General features: G+C 51.0%; 17 protein-coding genes, 1 other RNA gene and 6 pseudogenes. 9 read left to right on the top strand and 15 right to left on the bottom strand.

Translation table 11 applies throughout. The annotated features are described in order from the left end of the window. Positions 1–4 precede the first annotated feature (4 nt). Positions 5–3,061, bottom strand: coding sequence for a D-2-hydroxyglutarate dehydrogenase YdiJ (ydiJ, locus tag ACQGXV_RS22190; protein ID WP_440863150.1), 3,057 nt, complete (start codon positions 3,059–3,061; stop codon positions 5–7). A gap of 370 nt (positions 3,062–3,431) precedes the next feature. Between ydiJ and ydiK the strand changes: the two genes are divergently transcribed. The 3 genes from ydiK to apbE all read left to right on the top strand — a co-directional run bounded on the left by ydiK (position 3,432) and on the right by apbE (position 6,099). After that, complete coding sequence (gene ydiK, locus ACQGXV_RS22185; RefSeq protein ID WP_440867552.1) at positions 3,432–4,550, top strand: AI-2E family transporter YdiK; 1,119 nt, start codon at positions 3,432–3,434, stop codon at positions 4,548–4,550. Between the two features lie 269 nt (positions 4,551–4,819). Next, an RNA gene (rprA, locus tag ACQGXV_RS22180) (antisense sRNA RprA) lies at positions 4,820–4,933 on the top strand. Positions 4,934–5,064: 131 nt separating this feature from the next. Next, positions 5,065–6,099: an FAD:protein FMN transferase ApbE gene (gene apbE, locus ACQGXV_RS22175; RefSeq protein ID WP_440863149.1), complete on the top strand. Its 1,035-nt coding sequence runs from the start codon at positions 5,065–5,067 to the stop codon at positions 6,097–6,099. Between the two features lie 74 nt (positions 6,100–6,173). On the opposite strand, the gene ppsA is transcribed toward apbE, so the two are convergent. Beyond that, positions 6,174–8,549, bottom strand: a complete 2,376-nt coding sequence (gene ppsA / locus ACQGXV_RS22170) for a phosphoenolpyruvate synthase (RefSeq protein ID WP_440863148.1) — start codon at positions 8,547–8,549, stop codon at positions 6,174–6,176. A 333-nt stretch (positions 8,550–8,882) separates the two neighbouring features. On the opposite strand from ppsA, the gene ppsR reads away from it, so the two are divergent. Beyond that, on the top strand, positions 8,883–9,704 hold the full coding sequence (gene ppsR / locus ACQGXV_RS22165; protein ID WP_440863147.1) for a posphoenolpyruvate synthetase regulatory kinase/phosphorylase PpsR: 822 nt from the start codon (positions 8,883–8,885) through the stop codon (positions 9,702–9,704). Positions 9,705–10,255: 551 nt separating this feature from the next. On the opposite strand, the gene ACQGXV_RS22160 is transcribed toward ppsR, so the two are convergent. The 4 genes from ACQGXV_RS22160 to ACQGXV_RS22145 all read right to left on the bottom strand — a co-directional run bounded on the left by ACQGXV_RS22160 (position 10,256) and on the right by ACQGXV_RS22145 (position 12,670). Next, on the bottom strand, positions 10,256–10,528 hold the full coding sequence (locus tag ACQGXV_RS22160) for a hypothetical protein (RefSeq protein ID WP_440863146.1): 273 nt from the start codon (positions 10,526–10,528) through the stop codon (positions 10,256–10,258). Next, the gene (locus tag ACQGXV_RS22155; RefSeq protein ID WP_440863145.1) at positions 10,450–11,661 is read right to left on the bottom strand and encodes an IS256 family transposase; all 1,212 of its coding nucleotides are present in this window, start codon (positions 11,659–11,661) and stop codon (positions 10,450–10,452) included. The genes ACQGXV_RS22160 and ACQGXV_RS22155 overlap by 79 nt, the downstream gene beginning before the upstream one ends. A gap of 4 nt (positions 11,662–11,665) precedes the next feature. Next, positions 11,666–11,929, bottom strand: a complete 264-nt coding sequence (locus ACQGXV_RS22150) for a transposase family protein (RefSeq protein ID WP_440863144.1) — start codon at positions 11,927–11,929, stop codon at positions 11,666–11,668. A 120-nt stretch (positions 11,930–12,049) separates the two neighbouring features. Next, a complete protein-coding gene (locus tag ACQGXV_RS22145; RefSeq protein ID WP_440863143.1) occupies positions 12,050–12,670 on the bottom strand; it encodes a transposase family protein in 621 nt (206 codons plus the stop codon). A gap of 75 nt (positions 12,671–12,745) precedes the next feature. Between ACQGXV_RS22145 and ACQGXV_RS22140 the strand changes: the two are divergent. Then, positions 12,746–12,877: pseudogene (locus ACQGXV_RS22140) on the top strand (ornithine carbamoyltransferase); the annotation flags it as partial. Positions 12,878–13,165: 288 nt separating this feature from the next. Here the strand turns inward: ACQGXV_RS22140 and ACQGXV_RS22135 are convergent. Continuing rightward, a complete protein-coding gene (locus ACQGXV_RS22135) occupies positions 13,166–13,342 on the bottom strand; it encodes a substrate-binding domain-containing protein (RefSeq protein WP_440863142.1) in 177 nt (58 codons plus the stop codon). Between the two features lie 225 nt (positions 13,343–13,567). Here ACQGXV_RS22135 and ACQGXV_RS22130 point away from each other — a divergent pair. Beyond that, positions 13,568–13,870 (top strand): annotated as a pseudogene (locus tag ACQGXV_RS22130) (helix-turn-helix domain-containing protein); the annotation flags it as partial. A gap of 230 nt (positions 13,871–14,100) precedes the next feature. On the opposite strand, the gene ACQGXV_RS22125 reads toward ACQGXV_RS22130, so the two are convergent. Beyond that, on the bottom strand, positions 14,101–14,367 hold the full coding sequence (locus ACQGXV_RS22125) for a transposase (protein WP_440867551.1): 267 nt from the start codon (positions 14,365–14,367) through the stop codon (positions 14,101–14,103). Positions 14,368–14,511: 144 nt separating this feature from the next. On the opposite strand from ACQGXV_RS22125, the pseudogene ACQGXV_RS22120 reads away from it, so the two are divergent. Beyond that, positions 14,512–15,171 (top strand): annotated as a pseudogene (locus ACQGXV_RS22120) (FecCD family ABC transporter permease); the annotation flags it as partial. Continuing rightward, positions 15,164–16,040: pseudogene (locus ACQGXV_RS22115) on the top strand (heme ABC transporter ATP-binding protein). The pseudogenes ACQGXV_RS22120 and ACQGXV_RS22115, both read left to right, overlap by 8 nt. Position 16,041: 1 nt before the next feature. On the opposite strand, the gene ACQGXV_RS22110 reads toward ACQGXV_RS22115, so the two are convergent. The 6 genes and pseudogenes from ACQGXV_RS22110 to ACQGXV_RS22085 all read right to left on the bottom strand — a co-directional run. Beyond that, a complete protein-coding gene (locus ACQGXV_RS22110) occupies positions 16,042–17,493 on the bottom strand; it encodes a protein adenylyltransferase SelO (RefSeq protein ID WP_440863141.1) in 1,452 nt (483 codons plus the stop codon). 246 nt (positions 17,494–17,739) lie between these two features. After that, positions 17,740–17,919, bottom strand: coding sequence for a hypothetical protein (locus ACQGXV_RS22105; protein ID WP_440863140.1), 180 nt, complete (start codon positions 17,917–17,919; stop codon positions 17,740–17,742). A gap of 25 nt (positions 17,920–17,944) precedes the next feature. Beyond that, complete coding sequence (locus tag ACQGXV_RS22100; RefSeq protein WP_440862665.1) at positions 17,945–18,478, bottom strand: IS630 family transposase; 534 nt, start codon at positions 18,476–18,478, stop codon at positions 17,945–17,947. Further along, positions 18,402–18,767 carry an IS630 transposase-related protein gene (locus ACQGXV_RS22095; RefSeq protein WP_440862584.1) on the bottom strand — a complete coding sequence of 122 codons (366 nt, stop codon included), beginning with the start codon at positions 18,765–18,767 and terminating at the stop codon, positions 18,402–18,404. Before ACQGXV_RS22095 ends, ACQGXV_RS22100 begins: the two co-directional genes overlap by 77 nt. Positions 18,768–18,802: 35 nt before the next feature. Beyond that, positions 18,803–19,036, bottom strand: a pseudogene (locus ACQGXV_RS22090) (transposase); the annotation flags it as partial. Positions 19,037–19,234: 198 nt separating this feature from the next. Beyond that, positions 19,235–19,618: pseudogene (locus ACQGXV_RS22085) on the bottom strand (transposase); the annotation flags it as partial. A gap of 235 nt (positions 19,619–19,853) precedes the next feature. Here ACQGXV_RS22085 and ACQGXV_RS22080 point away from each other — a divergent pair. Further along, a complete protein-coding gene (locus ACQGXV_RS22080) occupies positions 19,854–20,267 on the top strand; it encodes a GNAT family N-acetyltransferase (RefSeq protein WP_440863139.1) in 414 nt (137 codons plus the stop codon). 497 nt (positions 20,268–20,764) lie between these two features. Here ACQGXV_RS22080 and mfd read toward each other — a convergent pair whose 3' ends face one another. Beyond that, the gene (mfd, locus tag ACQGXV_RS22075) at positions 20,765–24,214 is read right to left on the bottom strand and encodes a transcription-repair coupling factor (RefSeq protein WP_440863138.1); all 3,450 of its coding nucleotides are present in this window, start codon (positions 24,212–24,214) and stop codon (positions 20,765–20,767) included. Positions 24,215–24,297 lie beyond the last annotated feature (83 nt).

Raw genomic sequence — 24,297 nt, 5'->3', positions numbered from 1 at the left:
CCTGTCAGACGAGGTTTAGTAGTGCCTGCAACGGATGACGCAGCCCCTGACCTTCCATACGCTTCACCTGGCTGCGGCATGAGTAACCCGTCGTGAGACAGCGCGTGGAGGGTAATTTTTGCAACGCCTGCTGCCAGGACAAGGCATAGATCCCCTTGGAATCAGCCAGATTCTTGCTTTCATGTCCATAGGTGCCGGCCATACCACAGCAACCGACGTTGACGTTTTCCAGTCGGGCACCGAAACGGGCAAAGATATCGGCCCACTGTTTGCTGCTGGTTGGCAACGAGGTCGATTCGGTACAGTGACCAAACAGATACCAGGCATCATCGCGCGGCACGGTCGTCGGCGTTCTCGTCGACAGCAGCGGCAGCAGCCATTCATGCACCAGCTGCACCTGAAAATCGCTGCGTTTATCACCCAAGATTTCACGGTATTCATCGCGATAGCATAGCACCAGCGCCGGATCGACGCCAATCATCGGCATTCCCAACCTGGCAACCCGATTCAGGAAATCCGAGGTTTTGGCCGCAGTTTTAGCAAAACGCGTTAAGAAGCCTTTGATATGCTGCGGCTTACCGTTGGGTGAGAAAGGCAGCAGTACCGGCTTGAGATCCAGTTTTTCCACCAGATGCACCAAATCTGCCACCACTTGCGCATCGTAATAGCTGGTAAACGGGTCCTGCACAATCAGCACATAGCGATCGCGGGACGCTGCGGCGACGCTTTCCAACTGCTCAAGCGTAGTCGTCATTGCCGGGTGTCCGGCAAATTGCTGACGTAGCGAAGGCGAAGAGAGTAACGGCAGATCGGTCATGCCGATCGTCCGGCGACTCAGCGCGTCAACCAACGGCATTTTCAAGAAGAAGTTGAAAGTTTTAGGGCTCAGCGCCATCAACGGCGCATAACTTTCAACACCGGCCACCAAATAATCACGCGCAGGGCGTAAATAGCGCGTGTGATAAAGCTGAAGAAAACGCGCACGGAACCCTGGAACGTCTATCTTGATCGGGCATTGGGTTGAACAGGCTTTACAGGCCAGGCACCCGGACATGGACACTTTCACTTCATGAGAGAAGTCATACTCGCCCTTGCGCGCGCGCCAGCTGTTACGCGTCTTTTCAATCAAGCCACGCAGGCTGTGCGACCGTGCGCTCAACGACTGCTCCAGCGCCACCGGATCGACACCCTGTTCGGCAAGCAAGCGCAGCCATTCGCGTACCAGCGTCGCTCGCCCTTTCGGCGAATGGATACGGTTGCCGGTTATCTTCATGGAAGGACACATCGGGCTGTTTACGTCAAAGTTGAAGCACAGCCCGTTGCCGTTACACTCCATCGCTCCCCGGAACGAGGTACGCACTGCCAGCGGAATGCGGCGATCGAAGGTGCCACGCTTCTCAGCATCAATACGCATCATCGGGGCATCGACGGCCAACGGTGCACAAATCTTACCGGGGTTAAGGCGGTTATGCGGATCGAAGGCGGCTTTGATGCGCCGCAGTTCGTTATACAGTTCTTCGCCAAAAAAAGCCGGGCTGTATTCGGCGCGGAACCCTTTACCGTGTTCCCCCCACAGCAGGCCGTCATATTTGGCTGTCAGCGCAACAATCTGATCGGAAAGCTGTTTCATCAGCACTTCCTGTTGCGGATCGCACATGTCCAGCGCCGGGCGCACGTGTAACACGCCCGCATCCACGTGACCAAACATGCCGTAGGTCAGGTTGTGACTATCAAGCAGCGCACGGAACTCGACGATGTAATCCGCCAGATGCTGCGGCGGCACACAGGTATCTTCCGCAAAGGGGATCGGCTTGGCCTGCCCTTTACTGTTACCCAGCAGCCCCACCGCTTTTTTACGCATGGCGTAAATACGCTCGATCCCCGCAAGGTCGTGGCAAATCTGATAGCCGATCACCCCAGCCTCATGAGCGGCAAGCAGACCATCAATGCGCTCGCATAATGCGCTGACTTGACTGTCGATCAGCGCTTCATCGTCCCCTGCAAATTCAACGATGTTGAGGCCCAGCATATCCTGGCCAGGCACATCCTGAATCAGTTCGCTGACGGAGTGCCACACGATATCTTCACGCGCCAGATTTAACACGCGGGAATCGACGGTTTCCACCGAAAGCGCCTTGGCTTCCACCATAAAAGGTGCGCTGCGCAGCGCTGAATCGAAGGAGTCAAATTTAACGTTGACCAGCCGCCTCACCTTTGGCAAGCGCGTAATATCCAGCTTGGCCTCAGTGATAAAGGCCAGCGTTCCCTCGGCACCGGTCAGGATACGCGTCAGGTCAAACGTTTGCATATCATCGCTGAACACGTGGCGCAGATCGTATCCGGTCAGGAATCGGTTCAGTTTGGGGAATTTCTCGAGGATCAGCGCACGCTGGTCGCGGCAACGTTCAAAAACGGTGCGGTATACGCGTCCTATCGGTGAAGATTCTTGCGCCAACTGCTGCGCCAGCGCCACAGACATCGCCTGAGTATCCAGCATGTCACCGCCCAACAGCACGGCTCGCACGCCAAGGACATGGTCCGAGGTTTTGCCATACACCAGAGAACCCTGCCCTGATGCATCGGTGTTGATCATGCCGCCAAGGGTGGCGCGGTTACTGGTAGACAGTTCCGGTGCAAAGAAATAGCCGTAAGGCTTGAGGTACTGATTGAGCTGATCTTTGATCACCCCGGCTTCTACGCGAACCCAGCCTTCCTCAGGATTGATTTCCAAAATCCGGTTCATGTAGCGGGACATATCCACCACTATGCCCTGGTTCAGCGCTTGCCCATTGGTGCCGGTGCCGCCGCCGCGCGGGGTAAACGTCAGTTCACGGTAAGGCTCTTGTGCTGACAACTTCGCCAGTAGCGCCACGTCCGCCGTCGAGCGGGGAAACACCACCGCATCGGGCAAGAGTTGATAAATGCTGTTGTCGGTCGCCATGGTTAAACGATCGGCATAGCTGGTGGCGGTATCGCCGTTAAAACCACGTTGCTTCAAAGCATCCAAAAAATTAAGCCCCGGCTGAGCCAGCCCTGGTGCATGAGAGATCTGTGGGATCATTATGTGTTGACCCTGTCTGTCGACTAAAAATAATTAGCGTGTTGTGAGTGTGTTTGTTGTAAAAATCATTGTGCGAATTCGCGGTTTTACGTTTTATCACATTTCGGCGCTATGCGCCGCCATCCCAAGAAAAACTTTTTGCCTAGCGACCCCGCATCATTTTTGGAATCCTGTCCGTTAATCCGTTAACAAAATAGCTCACACGCTGTCAAAAACGTGAGAAATGCCCCATGATAAGTTATCCCCGCCGGATGACCCGAGCGATCGCAGGGAGCTTGTTCAACGTTGGGTCTCTATACAGAGGTATTGTCCATTGACGAAGTCATCATCGCCGAAACCGCTGGCCGCACACTCTCCACTGTCTGCAACGATGCAGCAAAACACACGCCAACAGCGTTTTGATTTGCCCCGAATCCTCTTTAGTCTGATGTTTATCACTATCATGATCATCGCCTGCTTCTGGGTGGTGCAACCCTTTATTCTGGGCTTTGCCTGGGCCAGCATGGTGGTGATTGCCACTTGGCCATTGATGCTGAAAATGCAGAAGTTACTGTGGGGCAAGCGCGTGCTGGCAGTAACCGGCATGACACTGTTGCTGTGTCTGCTGTTTGTGATGCCGATTTCCATCCTGGTCAGCACGGTGATAGACAACACGTCCGCCATCGTCAGTTGGGCCTCCGGGCAAGAGAAACTGACGCCCCCTCGCATGGAGTGGCTGACATCCCTGCCTTTTGTCGGCGACAGGCTGTTTTCCAGTTGGCACAGTTTGTTGCAAAGTGGCGGCAGCGGCGTGTTTGCCAAAGTGCAGCCCTATATCGGTCAAACCGCAACCTGGCTGTTATCGCAAGCAGCTCACATCGGACGTTTCCTGATGCACTGTGGCCTGATGCTGATTTTCAGCGCCCTGCTCTACGATAAAGGTGAAGCCGTTGCACAGGGTGTGCGCCACTTTGCGCTTCGTCTGGGGCGCGAGCGCGGTGATGCGGCAGTGATCCTGGCAGCACAATCGATCCGTGCCGTCGCTCTCGGTGTGGTAGTGACCGCCATCGTGCAATCACTACTGGGCGGTATTGGTCTCGCTATCTCCGGCATCCCCTATCCGACCTTGCTCACCGTCGTGATGTTCCTGTTCTGTTTGGCGCAGTTGGGGCCGCTTCTGGTGCTGATCCCCGCGATAATCTGGCTCTATTGGAGTGGTGATACGACCTGGGCCACTATTTTGTTGGTGTGGAGTTGTGTCGTGGGCACGCTCGATAACGTCATCCGCCCGATGTTGATACGCATGGGCGCCGATCTGCCCATGCTGCTGATTCTGTGTGGCGTGATTGGCGGCCTGTTGGCATTTGGTATGATCGGCCTGTTTATCGGTCCAGTGGTACTTGCCGTGTCATACCGCTTGCTCTCTGCCTGGATGAAAGAAAGACCGTTACCAGAAATCATTGCGGACGCATCGCCGTCGCCAAACGAGCGTCCGACACGCTCGCAGTAAAAATGGCTGCCGCATCGTAAAGTCTCAGCGCTGAGGCAAATTCATCAATAGATAAATAATTTTAATGATTAGCGTACAATAGCCACGGATTATTCTGATTTTCTATTGATACGCCGCGACATTACATCAAATACTTTGATAGCCGGCATCTCTGCGTGACAAATCCATTAAAAAAACGTTAAGCATTAGGATGATTCTTAATGACTTAATGCCCCACAGCTTCTAGCATTATTTATGAAACGATTGTCAACCGTTGTCTTGCTGAACAAACGCTTTCTGTAATGACAACGCGAGTTTGCCAACGATGTTTCCTCCTCGTCAGAGCTAGTAACGAATTGCTGTGTGTAGTCTTTGCCCATCCCCTAAGATGGGCATTTTTTTTGGCGTTTATCCGGTGCTTTCCCGCTGCTTTTACTGAGAAATTGCGCCTCATCCTGTTTTTATCAATCTCCGCTTTGCAAGCGCGCATTAATGGATTATTTCTAACGTCTCTTTTTATCAGGAGTCATTTTCTATGTCACATTCCCCACTGGCACGCAGGGTGTGCCTGATTCTCATCAGTCTGGCGGCTTACAACACCGCGATGGCCGATAGCCGGCCGTTGATCAGCCTGGAAGGCAAAACCATGGGGACGTTTTACAGCGTAAAGATCAGCGGCGACCTGCCTGAAGATAAAGCGCACTTGCAACAGGAGATCGATGCCCTGCTTGAACAGGCTAACAACGATATTTCCACGTACCGCGAAGACTCCATCCTGTCGCGCTTTAACCGCTATCAAGGCAACGATCCACAGCCTATTCCCGGCGGTATGGCAGACATTATTCTGGTAGCCCAGCGCATTGGCCGTGCGACAGACAATGCCATGGATATTACCGTGGGGCCGCTGGTGAATCTGTGGGGATTTGGGCCACAAAAACAGCCGGTGACCATTCCGACTCAAGCACAAATCGATGATGCCCGTCAGCGTGTCGGCTTGCAGCACCTTACGCTTACCAGCAACAGCAAAGGAGAGTGGCTGCAAAAAGATCTGCCGTCGCTGTATGTGGATCTCTCGACGTTGGGTGAGGGTTACGGTGCCGACCAGTTAGCGCAGTTAATGACGCGCAAGGGCATTACCAATTATCTGGTTTCAGTCGGCGGTGCTATTTCAAGCCGCGGGGTCAATGGGCAAGGGATGCCGTGGCGGGTGGCAATTCAGAAACCCACCGATAAGGAAAACACGGTGCAAGCAGCCGTCGATCTGCAAGGGTATTCCATCAGCACCTCCGGCAGCTATCGCAACTATTTCGAGCAGGACGGCAAACGCTATTCCCATGTGATCGACCCCAGCACGGGCCACCCCATCAACCATACGCTGGTATCTGCCACGGTGATTGCCAAAACGGCGCTTGAAGCGGACGGTTGGGACACGGGATTAATGGTATTGGGAACGGAAAAAGCGCTGAAAGTGTCCGAACAGTACGGGTTGGCCGTTTATCTGATAACCAAAACCGACAGCGGGTTCGCAACGATGATGACTCCCCAGTTTAAAGCCTTCTTGCAACAATAGGCCAAACCGTAACACCGGGTGAGGTTATCAAATAACAAGCCCCGGCATTGCCGGGGCTTGCTGCTACTGCTCGGTTACTTTTCTGCCAGCGTTAACCAGGTCTGCACCACGGTATCCGGATTGAGCGACAGGCTGTCGATGCCTTGCTCCATCAACCAGATGGCAAAGTCTTCGTGATCGGAAGGGCCTTGTCCGCAAATCCCCACGTATTTCCCCTGTGCCTTGGCTGCCTTGATCGCCATCGAAAGCAGTGCTTTCACCGCCTCGTTGCGCTCATCAAACAGTTCAGACACCACGCCGGAATCGCGATCCAACCCCAACGCCAACTGCGTCATGTCGTTAGAGCCAATGGAGAAACCATCGAAATGTGCCAGGAACTGATCCGCCAGCAGCGAGTTCGACGGGATCTCACACATCATGATCACCTTAAGGCCGTCCTCGCCGCGCTTAAGCCCTTGCTGCGCAAGCTCTGCAACCACGGCTTCCGCCTGTGCCACAGTGCGCACAAACGGGATCATCACTTCCACGTTGGTCAGCCCCATGTCATTACGCACCCGTTTCACCGCAGCGCACTCCAAGGCAAAGCACGCTTTGAAATCCGGTGACACATAGCGCCCGGCACCACGGAAGCCCAGCATCGGGTTTTCCTCATGCGGTTCATAGCGCTCGCCGCCCACCAGGTTGGCGTATTCGTTAGATTTAAAGTCGGACAGACGCACAATAACGCGTTTTGGCCAGAACGCTGCCGCCAGTGTGGCAATCCCCTCCATCAGGCGCGCAACGTAAAACTCGACCGGATCGTCATAGCCCTGCATCAGCCCTTTGATCTCTTTTTGCAGTTCTGGCGTTTGACTGTCGAATTCCAGCAACGCACGCGGGTGCACGCCTATCATGCGGTTAATGATAAATTCCAACCGCGCCAGACCGACGCCATCGTTGGGCAGACAGGCAAAATCAAATGCCCGATCGGGATTCCCCACGTTCATCATGATTTTCAACGGCACCGAAGGCATCTCGCTGACTTGCGAACTCTTGACCTGAAACTCCAGCAGATCGGCATAGACGTATCCTGTGTCCCCTTCCGCACAGGATACGGTGGCTTTTTCGCCATCATGGAGACGCTCGGTCGCATCGCCACAGCCCACTACCGCAGGAATACCCAGCTCACGCGCAATAATCGCAGCATGGCAGGTGCGCCCGCCGGAATTGGTCACGATAGCCGCAGCTTTCTTCATGATCGGCTCCCAATCCGGGTCGGTCATGTCGGTCACCAGCACATCACCCGCCTGCACCAGGTGCATCTCGCTGATATCCTGAATCACTTTTACCGGGCCGGCACCGATACGGTGACCGATGGCACGGCCTTCGGCTAACACCTTGCCACGTTTGATCAGTTGATAACGCTCAATCACCTGACCGTTGGAGCGAACCGTTTCCGGCCGCGCCTGTACGATGTAGAGCTTGCCGGTGTGTCCATCTTTCGCCCATTCGATATCCATTGGGCGACCGTAATGTTTTTCAATCAGCAGCGCCTGATGCGCTAACGCTTCCACTTCGGTATCCGTCAGGCTAAAGCGCACGCTCAGTTCTGCGGGCACATCCTCAATACGAACCTGCTTGCCGTGAGCCTGGCTGTCGGCATACACCATGCGGATTTTTTTCGAACCCATGGTGCGCCGCACAATCGCCGGTTTGCGGTTAAGCAGCGTCGGTTTGTGCACATAGAACTCATCCGGATTCACCGCCCCTTGTACCACCATTTCCCCAAGGCCGTAGGCAGACGTGATAAACACCACCTGATCGAAACCGGATTCCGTATCCAGCGTAAACATCACCCCCGATGCCGCCAGATCCGAACGCACCATACGCTGCACCCCAGCAGAGAGTGCAACGCCACGATGATCGTAGCCCTGATGCACACGGTAAGAGATGGCGCGATCGTTAAACAACGACGCAAATACATGCTTCACTGCCACCATTACCGCATCGATACCCTGCACATTGAGGAACGTCTCTTGTTGCCCGGCAAAGGAAGCATCCGGCATGTCTTCTGCGGTCGCGGAAGAGCGCACCGCAAAAGACGCGTCTTTTTCCCCTTCGGACAGTTGATCGTAAGCCGCAGCGATCGCCTGTTCCAGTTCAGGCTGGAAGGGCGTGTCGATAATCCACTGGCGGATTTGCGCACCCGCTTTGGCTAGTTGGTTCACATCATCGATATCGGTACGATCCAACAGTTCATAGATTCGTTGGTTAATACCGCTTTGCGTAAGGAAATCGTTAAACGCCTGCGCCGTTGTCGCAAAACCATTGGGAACCGATACGCCAAGTTCTGACAAATGGGTGATCATCTCACCCAAAGAGGCATTCTTGCCGCCCACCCGCTCAACGTCATGCATACCAAGCTGGTTATACCAAAGGACATTACGCAAATCAGGGCCGTTATTGGACATCGAAAATAATCCTTTCTGCATACGATTTCGGTCTGCATACCACAGGGTATGGAGACCATTGGGGATATGTAACATGTTGGTTGGGCAGTTGCCTCAACGCCATGAATGTAGCATAGCGTTTAACAAACCTGGGAAAGGTGAATCGTTCAACCTATGAAATAAAAACGATTTCACTGCTGAATCTTGCTTAACGGGGTAAAAATACAATACTGTAAAAGTTTAACTGGTTTATCATGAAGATAATGAAATGTCGTTTCATTAAAAATATCGTTCAACGCCAATTTCTGAACGAGTTTAGTCACGTTTTTTCGCAAAAAAAAAGCAGGGGTTGATGTGGAAAGAAGCGTCTTTTATATCTCTGATGGCACCGCCATCACCGCTGAAGTATTAGGTCATGCGGTGCTTTCTCAGTTTCCTGTCAACACGGTCAGCTACACGCTGCCGTTTGTGGAAAGTGAAGAGCGTGCCAACGCGGTACGCGAACGCATCAATACGCTCTACCAGCAAACGTGCGTGCGTCCTCTGGTGTTTTATTCCATCATCAGCCAGACCGTGCGGGATATTATTAACAGCAGCGACGGTTTTTGTCAGGATATCGTGCAGGCGCTGGTTGCGCCATTACAGGGAGAACTCAATATCCCTCCTGCGCCGGAGGCCAACCGCACCCACGGTCTGACGGCTAAAAACCTCGGCAAATACGATGCGCGCATCGCTGCCATTGACTATACCCTCGCCCACGACGACGGTATTTCATTACGCAATCTCGATCAGGCGCAGGTCATTTTACTCGGAGTGTCCCGCTGCGGCAAAACGCCCACCAGCCTGTACCTCGCCATGCAGTTTGGCATTCGCGCAGCCAACTACCCTTTCATCGCCGATGACATGGACAATCTGCGCCTGCCTGAAGCGCTTAAACCGTTTCAACATAAGCTGTTCGGCCTGACCATCAATGCCGAACGTTTGGCGGCGATCCGAGAAGAGCGGCGCGGCAACAGTCGCTATGCGTCGTTACGCCAGTGCCGAATGGAACTGAGTGAGGTGGAAGCGCTATTTCGACGTCAACAGATCCCTTATCTCAACACGACAAACTACTCCGTAGAGGAGATTTCCGCCAAGATCATCGATATATTAGGCATGAGTCGTCGCATGCACTAGTACATTATCATTTTTTAGCGAAAGCGGGTTGAATTGCCCCCTGATTCAGTTACCGTGGACGTCATGACTTCCCGACATGTCGTCGTAGCGAAGCAACCCATTTGGTAGGAGACGGGGCTTTGTTGAATAATTTAAGATACTGATTTATATAAGCATTATAAAATTTCAACGACTAATTTTTCCTCTCGGAATGCTTTTTATTGTGCTAACTATTTGATTTGTCGTTCTAACAAAATACATTCTCTGTAAATGCATTCTAACTAAAGAAGATGTAAATCAAACGGTTAAATTATTCAACAAAGCCAGGAGACGGAGAAAAAACTGACACTCGCTTAGCGCCCAAGAGCCCCGCCGCCGTCTGACACGATGCGCGAGCCATTTACTCACCCTAGCCTTATCTTCAGGAAGATAAACGCAGTGTGAGCGATGACTTATTTCTATACGTGTTACCCCTTGGTTCAGCGGCGTTTCTTTGCGAGACGAGTCACCATGCGACACGAAGCGTGTTGCTTAATAGTGAAATAAGGGTGTTTCGGTGATTGAAGTAAATTTTACGCTGTTCTGAGATGGAAATTCCAAAGACCGGCGCTAAGGAGTAAGAAGGTATCATCAATAAAGGGTCTACGATTCCGTAAAATTTGGGTCATGCAACCGAGGCGCTTGATACCCGCGATGGCGTGTTCAACTGTAATACGGATGCCCGAGATTGAGTCTGTAAAGAATTTTGTGTAAATGGCTCCATTGCTTAACCGGAGATTCGTTCTCCATACATCAACATGAATTGGCTCATAGCAGGTTTCCAGTCTCTGATTGGCAAGGTCCATTTAGCAGAGATATTATGCAAGGCTAGATAGAGTAATTTTATCACCGAGTCATCCGTTGGAAATATTCGTCGCGTTTTCGTTATCTTGCGCAATGAAGCATTTAACGACTCTATCGCGTTGGTGGTGTAGATAACCTTGCGGATCTCCGGCGGAAAGTCAAAAATGACGATGAGATGTTCCCAATTATTTCTCCACGACGGGCTGATCGTCGGGAACTGTTCATCCCATTTGGCCGCGAAGGCATCCAGGGCCTCTTCAGCGCCCTCTAGCGTTGCGGAACTATAGATGGTGCGCAGGTCAGCAGCAACGGCCTTACGCTCTTTCCAGCCGACGTAGCGCAGCGAGTTCCGCACCTGATGCACAATGCAGAGCTGTACCCGCGTATGCGGGTAAACAGCTTCAATGGCATCAGGAAAGCCTTTCAGGCCATCGCAGCAGGCGACGAAGATGTCCTTTAGCCCACGATTTTTCAGTTCTGTCATCACAGATAACCAGAACTTGGCCCCCTCAGTTTTGGCTATCCATAGCCCCAGCAGCTCTTTTTCGCCCTGGCCGTTGACGCCGAGGGCCAGATAAACAGACTTGTTGGCCACGGCTCCGCCGTCCTGGCTTTTGACAACAATACAGTCAAGGTAAACAATGGGATAAAGCGCATCCAGCGGCCGTTGCTGCCAGCGCTTAACTTCATCCATCACAGCATTGGTCACTTGAGAAATGAAGCCAGCGGAAACATCGACCCCGTAGACTTCTTTAAAGTGTGCCTGAATATCACGGGTTGATAACCCTCTGGAATAGAGAGAAATAATGCGGTCATCGAAGCCGTTAAGCTGTTTTTCGTGCTTACCGATCAGTGTCGGCTCGAAGGTACTGTTGCGGTCGCGCGGAATATCGAGCTCGATCTCCCCATTTTGGCTACGTACGCTCTTGGATGTCTTGCCATTGCGTGAGTTGCCTGAATGATTACCAGCCGGGTCATGCTTAGCATACCCAAGGTGCATCTCCATCTCAGCTTCAAGAACCCGTTCCGCCAGTCTTTTAGTCAGCACCTTGAGTAGGCCTGATTCACCCAGCAGATCCTGAGGGGAGTGACAATCTTGAAGCAGTTGGTCAATAAGTTCGTTGCTGATAGGCATTTTGTTATCCTTTGAAGGTTTTCCTCAAAATGCCATTTACACAGATTATTTTACAGTCTCCCGAGATTATTTTATTTTCTTGTTTTTGTTCAGGCGATAAAGGTCTTTTTCGAGTTCCTTTTTTTGGGATTTGTGTATTAGGATGCTGTTTATCTATACCTTGAAAACCGGTATCTGCCCAGATGGTTACCTCAGGAGGAATATGGCGAATTATGGCTTTGTTGAATAATTTAAGATACTGATTTATATAAGCATTATAAAATTTCAACGACTAATTTTTCCTCTCGGAATGCTTTTTATTGTGCTAACTATTTGATTTGTCGTTCTAACAAAATACATTCTCTGTAAATGCATTCTAACTAAAGAAGATGTAAATCAAACGGTTAAATTATTCAACAAAGCCGCGAATTATATCGACTTTATCGAGTAAGCGTTTATCGTGACGGCGCCCATTTTTGCTCATGGGGATAAATCCAATTTGCCTTGTTTCGTCAGTCATAATAAGCCCTTTTCGAGTGGTCTGTCTTTTCTTTCCCGAATACATTTTTTTTCGCCGACGCAGATTCTTAGGCTTTTGGACAGGTCGCTCTGTCCCATCAATAAAGACGTCTTTAACTCCAGGAAAGGCGCGAAAAAATTCCTCAGCAGAGCGAATTTGACGAGCGGGCAAAACACATTCTCGCCCCAAGGTCATCGCTAAAACCGGCAATAATATTTTTACCCAGCGACATACCCGTGTTCTATCTAAACCAAAAAGAAGTCCTTGCAAATCATAGGTCGGATAACATTTTAAATACAATAAAATAAAAAGCAGTTTATCTAATGGGGTTGGGATAAATCCTTTCTGCCCTGCACCCATCTGTCGCTCGTGATCTTTTCGATTCTTTTTCCGATAAATCAAATAACAAGCTGAAAATTCAGCGGCTAAATTTTTCAATTCTTCGACTGATAATCCAATGATTGCTTTACATAAACGATTATCTCGTAACAACCGCTCTTTGTTGATCATTTCAAACCTTTATTCTCTAAGTTAAACCTCTTTTTATTCTCAATAGCCTGACAAAAAATGCAAGTCTCTATTCAGCAACTAGTTTACTGCCTGCCCGCGTTCCATGACGATCAGACCACCATCTGCAAGCAGATGGCCGAGCAGTATGGTTTGCACGGCGGCATGGAAGTGACCGACGAGGTGTTTGAATCAGCGCAGGCTTTGTTGAATAATTTAACGTTTTGATTTACAACTTCTTTAGGTGGGATGCATGTACAGAAAATGTATTTTGTTAGAGCGATAAATCAAATAGTTAGCACAATAAAAAGCATTACGGTAGTAAAATTTAGTCGTTAAAGTTTTATAATACCCATTTAAATCAGTATTTTAAATTATTCAACAAAGCCATCAGCGCACAGCATTGTGTTCGATCAGGCAGAAAACCGCATGCACACCATCAAAGCGGTGATGGTCGCCACGCTCGGCCAAGAGTAAAGGTCGCGCGGCGCGCCATGCTTAACGCCTGGCGACGGACTCTCGGATGACCAAACGTCCTTGATGGTGACAAGGCGCTGTCGGCATGGCATCGCCTTGTGACGCCGCCACCAGACGGCCAATGGCATCCTGAATCATGGCAGCAATCGGCACATGCACCGTCGTTAAGGCGGGAGAAAAGTAGCGCCCAATCAGCATGTCATCGTTAGAGAATAAAGGTTTGAAATGATCGGCTTTGTTGAATAATTTAACATGCTGATTTACATAATTATTATAACACTTCAACAACTAAGTTTTCCTACCGTAATGCTTTTTATTGTGCTAACTACTTGATTTGTCGTTCTAACAAAATACAGTCTCTGTACATGCATTCTACCTAAAGAAGATGTAAATCAAACGGTTAAATTATTCAACAAAGCCGAAATGATCAACAAAGAGCGGTTGTTACGAGATAATCGTTTATGTAAAGCAATCATTGGATTATCAGTCGAAGAATTGAAAAATTTAGCCGCTGAATTTTCAGCTTGTTATTTGATTTATCGGAAAAAGAATCGAAAAGATCACGAGCGTCAGATGGGTGCAGGGCAGAAAGGATTTATCCCAACCCCATTAGATAAACTGCTTTTTATTTTATTGTATTTAAAATGTTATCCGACCTATGATTTGCAAGGACTTCTTTTTGGTTTAGATAGAACACGGGTATGTCGCTGGGTAAAAATATTATTGCCGGTTTTAGAGATGACCTTGGGGCGAGAATGTGTTTTGCCCGCTCGTCAAATTCGCTCTGCTGAGGAATTTTTTCGCGCCTTTCCTGGAGTTAAAGACGTCTTTATTGATGGGACAGAGCGACCTGTCCAAAAGCCTAAGAATCTGCGTCGGCGAAAAAAAATGTATTCGGGAAAGAAAAGACAGACCACTCGAAAAGGGCTTATTATAGCCAAGCGACTTAATTTTGATTACACCATATGGACTGAGAACAAACTCTCTGTATCGCAACCCATCTCTCTTTTTTTGCTTTTTGCTTGTGCCCATTTATGCTCAATTGGGTTAAGATCTGGCGAATATGTAGGCAAATACTCCACCATATACCCTGCATCGATGATGACTTGTTGAATATTATGTTTTTTGTGAAAAGTGGCATTGTCCATCATGATTACACTGTTTTTAGGGAGTACTGGGATAAGGACTTGTGTGACCCAGGCATAGAAAACATCGCTGTTAATATTGATATCAAATAATCCGATAGCAAACAGCGTTGTGCCTAATAAAGCGCCGATATAGCCAAGCGACATTATTTTGATAACAGCCAGCTATGCTTCTTTGCCGCATATCAGGGCATAGGATGTAATCATTTTTAAGTCGGTTGGCTATATAGCCCGATGTTGGCTGCTTTCGCCGGCAGTCTGGCGGTGACGGCCATCCTGTTTATACTGGGGCGCGATGAACGTAGCGGCGTTACGCGCCTGCTGTTAACCTGTATTGCCCTGAATGCGTTGTGTGGAGCAGCCGTTGGCGTACTGACCTACATCAGTAACGATCAGCAGTTGCGTCCGTTTTCATTGTGGGGCATGGGCAGCCTGGGACAAGCACAGTGGCCGGTGCTGCTGGTTGCTGCTTCGCTGATCGTTCCCGCCATGGTGGGTGTTCAGTGTTATGCTCGCAAACTCAATCTGCTTCAGTTGGGGGATGAGGACGCACACTATCTGGGCGTCAAGGTGAAACAGACCAAGCTGATATTACTGCTGCTCAGCGCGCTGCTGGTTGGCACCGCGGTAGCGGTCAGCGGCGTGATTGTGTTTATCGGACTGGTTATCCCGCATCTGGTTCGCATGAATCTGAGTGCCGATCACCGTTGGTCACTCCCCGGTTCAGAGCTGGCAGGTGCGGGGTTGCTTATTGCGGCCGATACGCTGGCTCGCACTGTGCTAGCTCCGGCGGAAATGCCCGTGGGTTTACTCACCAGCCTGATAGGCGGTCCCTACTTCCTATGGCTCATTGTCACGCACAAGGGACGAACCCATGACTAATAGCCTGACGGCCCAGCATCTGCACTATCAGGTTGACGGACGCACTTTGATTGATGATGTTTCGTTGGACATCAACGGCGGTGAAATCGTCGCTATTATTGGCCCGAATGGGGCGGGAAAATCCACGTTGCTGCGGCTGCTCACCGGCTATCTGGCCCCCGACAGCGGTCAATGTCAGTTGGCCGGGAAAGCGCTCGCAGATTGGCAACCGGATGCCTTGGCCAAAACCCGCGCCGTGATGCGCCAGCACGGTGTGCTAAATTTCCCCTTCAGCGTACGCGACGTGGTCGCCATGGGACGAGCCCCCTATCGCCACGATCGCGCAGGCGACAGCGTGGTCGATCATGTCATGGCGTTAACCGAATGCACCGCATTGGCCCAGCAGGATTATAGCCAAGCGACATTATTTTGATAACAGCCAGCTATGCTTCTTTGCCGCATATCAGGGCATAGGATGTAATCATTTTTAAGTCGGTTGGCTATATCGCCACCTTTCCGGCGGGGAGCAGCAGCGCGTACAGTTAGCACGGGTGCTGGCACAATTATGGCACCCAACACCGACGCCCTGTTGGCTGTTTCTGGATGAACCGACATCCGCACTCGATCTCTATCATCAGCAACACCTGCTGCGTCTGCTTAAGCAGCTCACACAGCAGCAGCCCCTTGCGGTATGTTGCATCCTGCACGACCTGAATCTGGCCGCGCTGTATGCCGATCGCATTGCCCTGCTGCATCAGGGAAAACTGGTGGCACAAGGCACACCACAGGCGGTATTGCAAAGCGAAACGCTCACGCAATGGTATCAGGCCGACGTGCTGGTACATCCACACCCCGACGACGCTACGCCGCAGGTTTTTCTGCGCCGTTAGCCTAGCTGGAGCAAGACACTTCCAACGCTTTGCCCCACGCTGGCGGTGCCGCCGCCAGCGATTGGTATTCGGGCTGTTCATCATAAGCGCGGGAAAGCGCCTGATGCAGTTGCGCTAACGGGCCAACATCATCCTGCTCTGCTGCTTCAATCGCCTGCTGTGCCAGGTAGTTACGTAGGATATATTTCGGATTAGCCGCTTTCATGCTGCGCTGTCGTTCCGCATCACTCTGCGTCTCCAGCGCCAGGCGTGCGCGATAATCGCGAAACCAGGCGTCAAATGCGGCACGGTCGATAAACAGGTCACGCAGAGGCGACTCGGCCTGCGGCACGTTGGTATCGCTCAGCAGGCGGAAAGTACGGGTATAGTCACTGCGCTCACGTGCCATCAAGCTCAGCAATGCTACCAACAGATCGTTGTCTCTGGCATCCGCATCGAAAAAACCCAACTTGGCGCGCATCAGTTGACCAAAATGCGCCATCAGGGCCGGTTCATAGCAACCCAGCGCTGTTTCAAGTGATTCAACCGGCAACAATCCAGAGAGTGCCTGCGCTAAGCGGTGCAAATTCCACAGCGCCACTGCTGGCTGGTTGTCAAACGCATAACGACCGTGGTAATCGGAGTGGTTACAGACAACGTCAGGTTGATAGTCATCCATAAAACCATAGGGGCCATAATCAAACGTCAGGCCAAGGATCGACATATTGTCCGTGTTCATCACGCCGTGGGCGAACCCCACCGCCTGCCAATGGGCAACCATGCGCGCCGTGCGTTCAACAATATCGGTAAACCAAAGCGAGTAACGCTGCTCATCGTGCTGCCACTGTGGCCAGTGGTGCGTGATGGCGAAATCGGCCAGTTTTTTCACCTGCTCCGGCTGACGCGCATAGTAAAAGTGCTCAAAATGCCCGAAACGCAGATGACTTTCGGCAACGCGTATCAGCATCGCCCCCTGCTCTTGCTGTTCGCGTTGAACGGGTTCATCGCTCGTAACGATCGCCAAGGCGCGCGTGGTGGGAATGCCCAAATGATACAATGCTTCTGACGCGAGAAATTCGCGAATCACCGAACGCAGCACCGCACGGCCGTCTCCCATGCGCGAATAGGGGGTCAACCCTGCCCCTTTCAGGTGCCATTCCATGCTGGAACCGTTCGCCAGTCGCTGCTCACCCAGCAAAATCCCCCGCCCATCCCCCAGTTGCCCAGCCCATACGCCAAACTGATGGCCGCTGTAGACCTGCGCCAACGGCAGCATACCGGGCAACAGCGTCTTTCCCTGCCAGATATCAATGTATTCAGGCTGAAACCAACTGGCAGGCACCCCTAACTGCTCCGCCAGTTTCGCGCTGTGATACAGCAAGCGCGCCCCCTGTAAGGGGGTGGGCAAAAGCGCCGTGTAACAACCAGGCAAGGCGTCATGGTAGTGATGGGTAAATCGTAATCCCTGTGTCATCGTCGTTCTGTCACTCTACTGCGTCTGTCAAACTTGAGTGTAGAACGTCAACAAGGAAATAAACACGGAGAAAATATAGGGATACTGGTTTACGCCGCCGGCGTCAGTTCCTGCTCCAACGCATGCAGCGGGATGGCAGGCCACAGCTTGCCTTGTATAGCCAAGCGACATTATTTTGATAACAGCCAGCTATGCTTCTTTGCCGCATATCAGGGCATAGGATGTAATCATTTTTAAGTCGGTTGGCTATATCGCATCCACCTTGAGGTGATGCACTTTTTTCAAATGCTCGGGCGTATCAATCCCTTTAGCGATCACCCCGAGGCCCTGCTGATGGCTTTTCATCACGTTAAGCAGCGGATCCATGATCATATCGGGGGCTGGACGAGATAGAATATCCCACACCAGTTTCGGATCGATTTTCACATATAGCCAAGCGACTTAATTTTGATTACACCATATGGACTGAGAACAAACTCTCTGTATCGCAACCCATCTCTCTTTTTTTGCTTTTTGCTTGTGCCCATTTATGCTCAATTGGGTTAAGATCTGGCGAATATGTAGGCAAATACTCCACCATATACCCTGCATCGATGATGACTTGTTGAATATTATGTTTTTTGTGAAAAGTGGCATTGTCCATCATGATTACACTGTTTTTAGGGAGTACTGGGATAAGGACTTGTGTGACCCAGGCATAGAAAACATCGCTGTTAATATTGATATCAAATAATCCGATAGCAAACAGCGTTGTGCCTAATAAAGCGCCGATAACATTTGTTCTTCCCCTAGCTCCCCAGTTCTTCAGGCCAAAACACCGTTGACCTTTTGGGGAATAGCCGTGAGTCCGTGGGGCATCGTGTGAAAAACCACTTTCATCAATAAAAACAATAGGTTTACCTTCTTTTTCATACTGTTGTTTTTTTTGTTGAAATCCCTGCCGGGCGTTTTCGTCGGCTTTCGGATGACGTAGAGTTTTTTTTATAGGTCAATCCCAGCTTTTTAAGCGCTTGCCAAATGGCCTTCTGACAAACGCCAAAACGCTCTGCACGTTCTTTTTGGTAAGCATCTGGATATTGTTCAACATCTTTTATCAACTCGGATTTATCGATCTTTCGCTGACGCGTGGTCGATGCTTTTGACTCTATTTGATTAATCCAACGCGATACAGAGGCAGGGCCAATCCGAAATTGCTTCGCTGTTTCTCGGATACTCAACCCTTCGTTTTTCCGTGTAGATATCACTTTACGTCTAAAATCAATTGAATAGCTCATTTAAATAATGTAATCAAAATTAAGTCGTTTAGCTATAGCAACGCATCGTGGCAGTAACGGGCGTCATAAGCACCGTCTGCTGACACTTCCCTGATTTTTCGGTGGGTTTGGTTAATCAGGCCCGGCAGTGCCTGCGCATCTGTCGTTCCGCTGAGCGATAAGTCGGCACAGATAATCTCATGCGTCGCACTGTCTGCTGCCAGATGAAGCTTGCGCCACACTCTTCGTCTGTCAGCCCCATGCTGCCTGACTTTCCATTCACCTTCGCCAGGCTTTGTTGAATAATTTAACCGTTTGATTTACATCTTCTTTAGTTAGAATGCATTTACAGAGAATGTATTTTGTTAGAACGACAAATCAAATAGTTAGCACAATAAAAAGCATTCCGAGAGGAAAAATTAGTCGTTGAAATTTTATAATGCTTATATAAATCAGTATCTTAAATTATTCAGCAAAGCCCCTTCGCCAAAGACCTTCAGACCGGTACTGTCGATGACCAGATGCGAGATTTCACCACGCGTTGGCGTTTTTATGCTGATACTGACGGTTTTTGCCCGCCGACTGACCAGAGAGTAGTCCGGGCAGCGCAGTGGCAGGCTCATCAGTGTAAAAACCGAGTCGACAAAGCCCTGTAATGCCCGGAGCGACAGGTTAAACACGCGCTTTATCATCAAAACCGTGGTAACAGCCATATCGGTGTAGTAAAGCGGCCGACCACGACCTTCAGGCGAAGAACTGTCAGTCCATGCAGCGATGGCCGACTCATCAAGCCAGACCGTCAGGGAGCCGCGTTGTCTGAGTGCTTTGTTGTAGGTGGGCCAGTTGGTGATTTTAAACTTTTGCTTTGCCATGGGGAGCTGCTATCGGGAGCGATGATAGTGCTTTGATCCGGCGATCCCCTGAAAGTTCGATTTATTCAACAAAGCCACTGATTGGCGTCAATGCAGCTAACCCTTTCTGGCATGTTGCACCCTGTGAATATGTAAGTGGTTGGTGTTTTATGTTTATTTAAGTATTGGATAGTTTTATGCCGTTAAAATTCGCTCGGCGAACTGTGTGAGTTATTAGCAACCACAGGGGGAAACGATGAATTATCTATTGCATTGCATACCTGATGAAAATGAAGAGAAACAGATACTTGATGGTTTATGGAAACATAATGACCAATTTGCACCTGTTAATATTCAACCATTGAGAATCACGGTTAAAGATGAATCAGGGAACATCAAGGGGGGCATAATAGCCAGGACATGGTGGGGCGGATTAGATATCCAATACCTTTGGGTTGCGGCTGAATATCAAAAAAACGGCGTCGGACGTGAATTGATGCTAATGGCTGAGCGTGAGGCGATAGAGAGAGGTTGTCATTTTTCTTATGTTGATACATTCAGCTTTCAGGCGCGTGGGTTTTATATAAAACTGGGCTATTCGGAATATGGCAGCCTTGATGGCTTTTTTATGAAATTTTCAAGGCATTACTTGGGCAAGCAACTTCACTGATTGCAAAGGGAAGCTATGTGCGTTGCCGGCGATTCTTCTAGCGCTATCGGCATTCACCCAATGCTAAAATTATTAAATAAAAGTAACTATCAAATAACGTCAGCAGGAACCTGATAGGTTTATCTATTTCCTGACGCTGTTAGGCATTATTTTCCCACCTGTCGTCGGCGTGATGATTGTGGGGGATTTTTGCGTAAAAGCGCATGCTGAAAAACGGAGTCGGTCTCGTGATACTAACACCTTGCCCGGGGATGACATCGCGCCATTAATAGGTTGGGCCGCTATTTTTTGCTGTTTGTTAGGGAATTTTTTGGGGGCTATCGACAGATGGGGCATTCCCTCGATTAGCTCACTATTGGTTGCCATGGTTTCTTATTGGGGAATTTATAAAATTAACGTCTTTACCAACACCGTTTCCCGCTAGTGCCGCGTAATCACATTATATCCAACCCCGTACACCTTGGTGGCTAAGCGATAATAGCCACCAAGGTGCACGTTTATGCCGCTAAGGTGTGCTGGGCCATGTCAGTCAGAAGGCCTGCGATGAAATCGATACGCTGTGGCCTTTCGCTGAGGTCTTTCATAAATCTCAAGCGTGTAGGGCCATCCAAGCGATAGACGCGAGGATCGCTCTGTAACAGGCCAATCAGGTGCGTAGGGTCGACCCGATTGTGGGCGCTGAACTCGATAAATCCCCCTTTTTCGTTGCCCTCGATACGTTTGATTCCCAGCGATTGTGCCTGCTGGCGCAACGCGGCAATCTGCAACAGATGGTGCGTGGCATCTGGCAGGGTACCAAAGCGATCGATAAGTTCCACTTTCAGCTCTGCCAACGCGTTATCATCCTTGGCGCTGGCAATGCGCTTATAGAACGACAACCGCGTGTTGACGTCAGGAATAAAGGCTTCTGGCAGCAAGGACGGTAGGCGCAGTTCCACCTCGGTCTGGCTGCTGATCAGATCTTCCAACGAGGTTTCACGCCCGGCTTTGAGTGCATCGACCGCACTTTCCAGCAGTTCCATATAGAGCGAAAAACCGACGGTAGTCATCTGCCCACTTTGATCTTCGCCAAGCAGTTCACCCGCACCGCGAATCTCCAAATCATGAGTTGCCAGCGCAAAGCCTGAACCCAGATCTTCCAGTGAGGCGATGGCTTCCAGTCGTTTGTGCGCATCCGTACTCATCGCCTTCGGGTTCGGCGTCAGCAAATAGGCATAGGCCTGATGGTGCGAACGTCCTACGCGGCCGCGCAACTGGTGCAACTGGGCCAAACCAAAATGGTCGGCACGCTCAATGATGATGGTGTTGGCGCTGGGGATATCAATGCCGGTCTCAATGATGGTGGTGCACACCAGTACGTTAAAGCGCTGATGGTGGAAATCGCTCATCACGCGTTCCAGATCCCGTTCGCGCATTTGGCCGTGACCAATCGCAATGCGCGCTTCAGGGACTAACTCAGCCAGACGTTGAGCGGCTTTCTCGATGTTCTCTACGTCGTTATAGAGGTAATAAACTTGTCCGCCGCGCAGAATTTCACGCAGCATCGCTTCGCGCACCAACAATCCATCATACTCGCGTACAAAGGTTTTTACCGCCAGACGGCGAGCAGGCGGTGTGGCAATAATCGAAAGATCGCGCATCCCGCTCATCGCCATGTTCAGCGTTCGCGGGATCGGTGTGGCGGTTAGCGTCAGGATATCCACGTCGGCACGCATCGCTTTGATACGCTCTTTGTGGCGCACGCCAAAACGGTGCTCTTCATCGACAATCAGCAGCCCAAGGTCACGCCAGTGCACGTCACTTTGCAGCAGTTTGTGGGTGCCAATCAGAATGTCTACCTTGCCTTCCTGTGTTTGTTCCAGCACCTGCGTCTGTTCTTTGGCGCTGCGGAAACGGGAAAGCATTTCGATTCGGATAGGCCAGTTGGCAAAGCGATCGCGGAAGTTGTCGTAATGTTGTTGTGCCAACAGGGTGGTTGGCACCAGCACGGCCACTTGTTTGTGGTTTTCTACCGCGAGAAACGCGGCACGCATCGCGACTTCGGTTTTGCCGAAGCCAACGTCACCGCATACCAGCCGATCCATTGCCAGCGGCTGGCACATGTCGCTCAGCACGGCATTAATAGCTTGCGCCTGATCCGGCGTGGTTTCGAACGGGAAACCCTCGCAGAAAAGTTGGTATTGCTCGCGATCGTGCTTAAAGGCAAAGCAGCTTTTTGCGGCGCGTTGGGCATACACATCCAGCAGTTCGGCTGCCACATCACGCACCTTCTCCGCCGCTTTTTGCCGCGCACGTGACCAGGCATCGCCGCCCAGTTTGTGCAACGGCGCGTTATCATCCGCTCCGCCGGAATAACGGCTGATAAGGTGCAATGATGAAACCGGAACATAGAGTTTATCTTCTCCGGCATAGGTCACGATCATGTACTCAGCGGTGATGCCACCGGCTTCCAGCGTAGTGAGACCGACGTAACGGCCAACACCGTGTTCCAAATGCACCACCGGCTGGCCCGGATGCAGTTCGGCCAGGTTGCGGATCAGCGTGTCGGTATTAATGGTGCGGCGGCTGTCCTGACGTCGACGTGCAACGCGTTCGCCGAGCAGATCGCTTTCACAAATCAACGCGCGCTGGCGCAGCGTGTCGATAAAACCGTGCTCGCTGGCGCCGATAATCAGATAAGCGCCGGGCTTATCCGCCTGATCCAACCGAGCGATTGGCGTCGGTGCCAATTTGATACGCGCCAGTAATTCCTGAAGGGTTTCACGGCGCCCCTCGCTTTCGACGGAAAAAATAACCTGTCCGGTAAAGCCTTCCAGAAAACGTCGCAGTGCATCCAGCGGCGCTTTATGCTGATGCTGGATGGCAATGTCCGGTAGCGTTTGGTAACCGAGGTTGCGGTGCGCCGCTTTCTCTGTCAGCGTTTCTTTACTGAGTTGAACGCGCGGCCAGGCTTTCAGTTCGCTGAACAAGGCATCGACTCGCAGCCACAATGCTTCCGGCGCTAACAGCGGACGCATCGGGTCTATGCGGCGACTTTCAAAGCGTTGTTGAATATCGGCCCAAAAGCGGGTGGCGCTTGCCTCAAGATCGCCGGTATTAACCAGCAGTGCATTGCGGGGGAGATAGCTGAATAGCGTGCTAAGCGGCTGTTCAAAAAACAGCGGCTGCCAATATTCAATGCCCGCAGGCCAGGTGCCTTTGCTGACCTGTTGATAAATATGCTCGGCATCACGACGCACTTCAAAGGTTTCGCGCCATTGGCTGCGAAAGCGTTCGATGGCATTTTTGTCGGTAGGAAATTCGTGCGCAGGCAGTAGGCTAATCTGTGCCACTTCGTGCAGCGTGCGCTGGCTATCGACATCAAATACGCGCAGGCTGTCTACGTCATCATCGAAAAAATCGATGCGATAGGGTTCTTCGCTGCCCATGGGAAAGAGGTCCAACAGCGCACCGCGTGTGGCAAACTCCCCGTGCTCCATTACCTGGTCGACACTGCGATAACCTGCTTGCTCCAACTGCGCGCGCAGTTTATCGCGCGACAAGCGTTGCCCCTTTTTCACCATCAACGCATGACCGTGCAAGAACGTGTGCGGGCACACCAACTGCATCAGCGTATTGACTGGCAACACCAGCACGCCTCGCGTCATCTCAGGGAGGTGATGCAGCGTGGAGAGGCGAGCGGAGATTATCTCCTGATGCGGCGAGAAACTGTCGTAGGGGAGCGTCTCCCAGTCAGACAGCGTGGTGACCGGATGCGACGTAAACTGCTGAAGTTCATCGCGTAGCCGCAGCGCGTTTTGCATATCGGGTGCAATAAGGACCACTGGCCCGGCGTGGCGTTCAATGATGTCGGCACACTCGACGGCGCAGGCAGCGCCGGTTAGTTGGCCTAACAGACGTTGTTCACCCGCTTTTACGGGCAGAGCATAGCGATTTTTTTCAGGCATTTTTCAGGCATATTCCGAATATCTGGTGTTGCCCCGTTCCAGCATAAGAAAAAGCAGTGTAGAAAGCGGGGTAGGGTTCCATA

The organism is Symbiopectobacterium purcellii (genome assembly GCF_052050035.1).
In the GTDB taxonomy this organism is placed as follows: domain Bacteria; phylum Pseudomonadota; class Gammaproteobacteria; order Enterobacterales; family Enterobacteriaceae; genus Symbiopectobacterium; species Symbiopectobacterium purcellii_A.
This window is presented reverse-complemented; position numbering and strand designations above follow the sequence as displayed.

Coding starts and splice junctions, on each gene's coding strand:
- ppsA (WP_440863148.1), bottom strand. CDS start 8,549: ATGTCCAATAACGGCCCTGATTTGCGTAATGTCCTTTGGTATAACCAG.
- ACQGXV_RS22080 (WP_440863139.1), top strand. CDS start 19,854: ATGAATTATCTATTGCATTGCATACCTGATGAAAATGAAGAGAAACAG.
- ACQGXV_RS22145 (WP_440863143.1), bottom strand. CDS start 12,670: ATGATCAACAAAGAGCGGTTGTTACGAGATAATCGTTTATGTAAAGCA.
- ACQGXV_RS22135 (WP_440863142.1), bottom strand. CDS start 13,342: ATGCTGATTGGGCGCTACTTTTCTCCCGCCTTAACGACGGTGCATGTG.
- ydiK (WP_440867552.1), top strand. CDS start 3,432: ATGCAGCAAAACACACGCCAACAGCGTTTTGATTTGCCCCGAATCCTC.
- apbE (WP_440863149.1), top strand. CDS start 5,065: ATGTCACATTCCCCACTGGCACGCAGGGTGTGCCTGATTCTCATCAGT.
- mfd (WP_440863138.1), bottom strand. CDS start 24,214: ATGCCTGAAAAAAATCGCTATGCTCTGCCCGTAAAAGCGGGTGAACAA.
- ACQGXV_RS22095 (WP_440862584.1), bottom strand. CDS start 18,767: ATGAGCTATTCAATTGATTTTAGACGTAAAGTGATATCTACACGGAAA.
- ACQGXV_RS22155 (WP_440863145.1), bottom strand. CDS start 11,661: ATGCCTATCAGCAACGAACTTATTGACCAACTGCTTCAAGATTGTCAC.
- ACQGXV_RS22160 (WP_440863146.1), bottom strand. CDS start 10,528: ATGGACCTTGCCAATCAGAGACTGGAAACCTGCTATGAGCCAATTCAT.
- ACQGXV_RS22110 (WP_440863141.1), bottom strand. CDS start 17,493: ATGACACAGGGATTACGATTTACCCATCACTACCATGACGCCTTGCCT.
- ydiJ (WP_440863150.1), bottom strand. CDS start 3,061: ATGATCCCACAGATCTCTCATGCACCAGGGCTGGCTCAGCCGGGGCTT.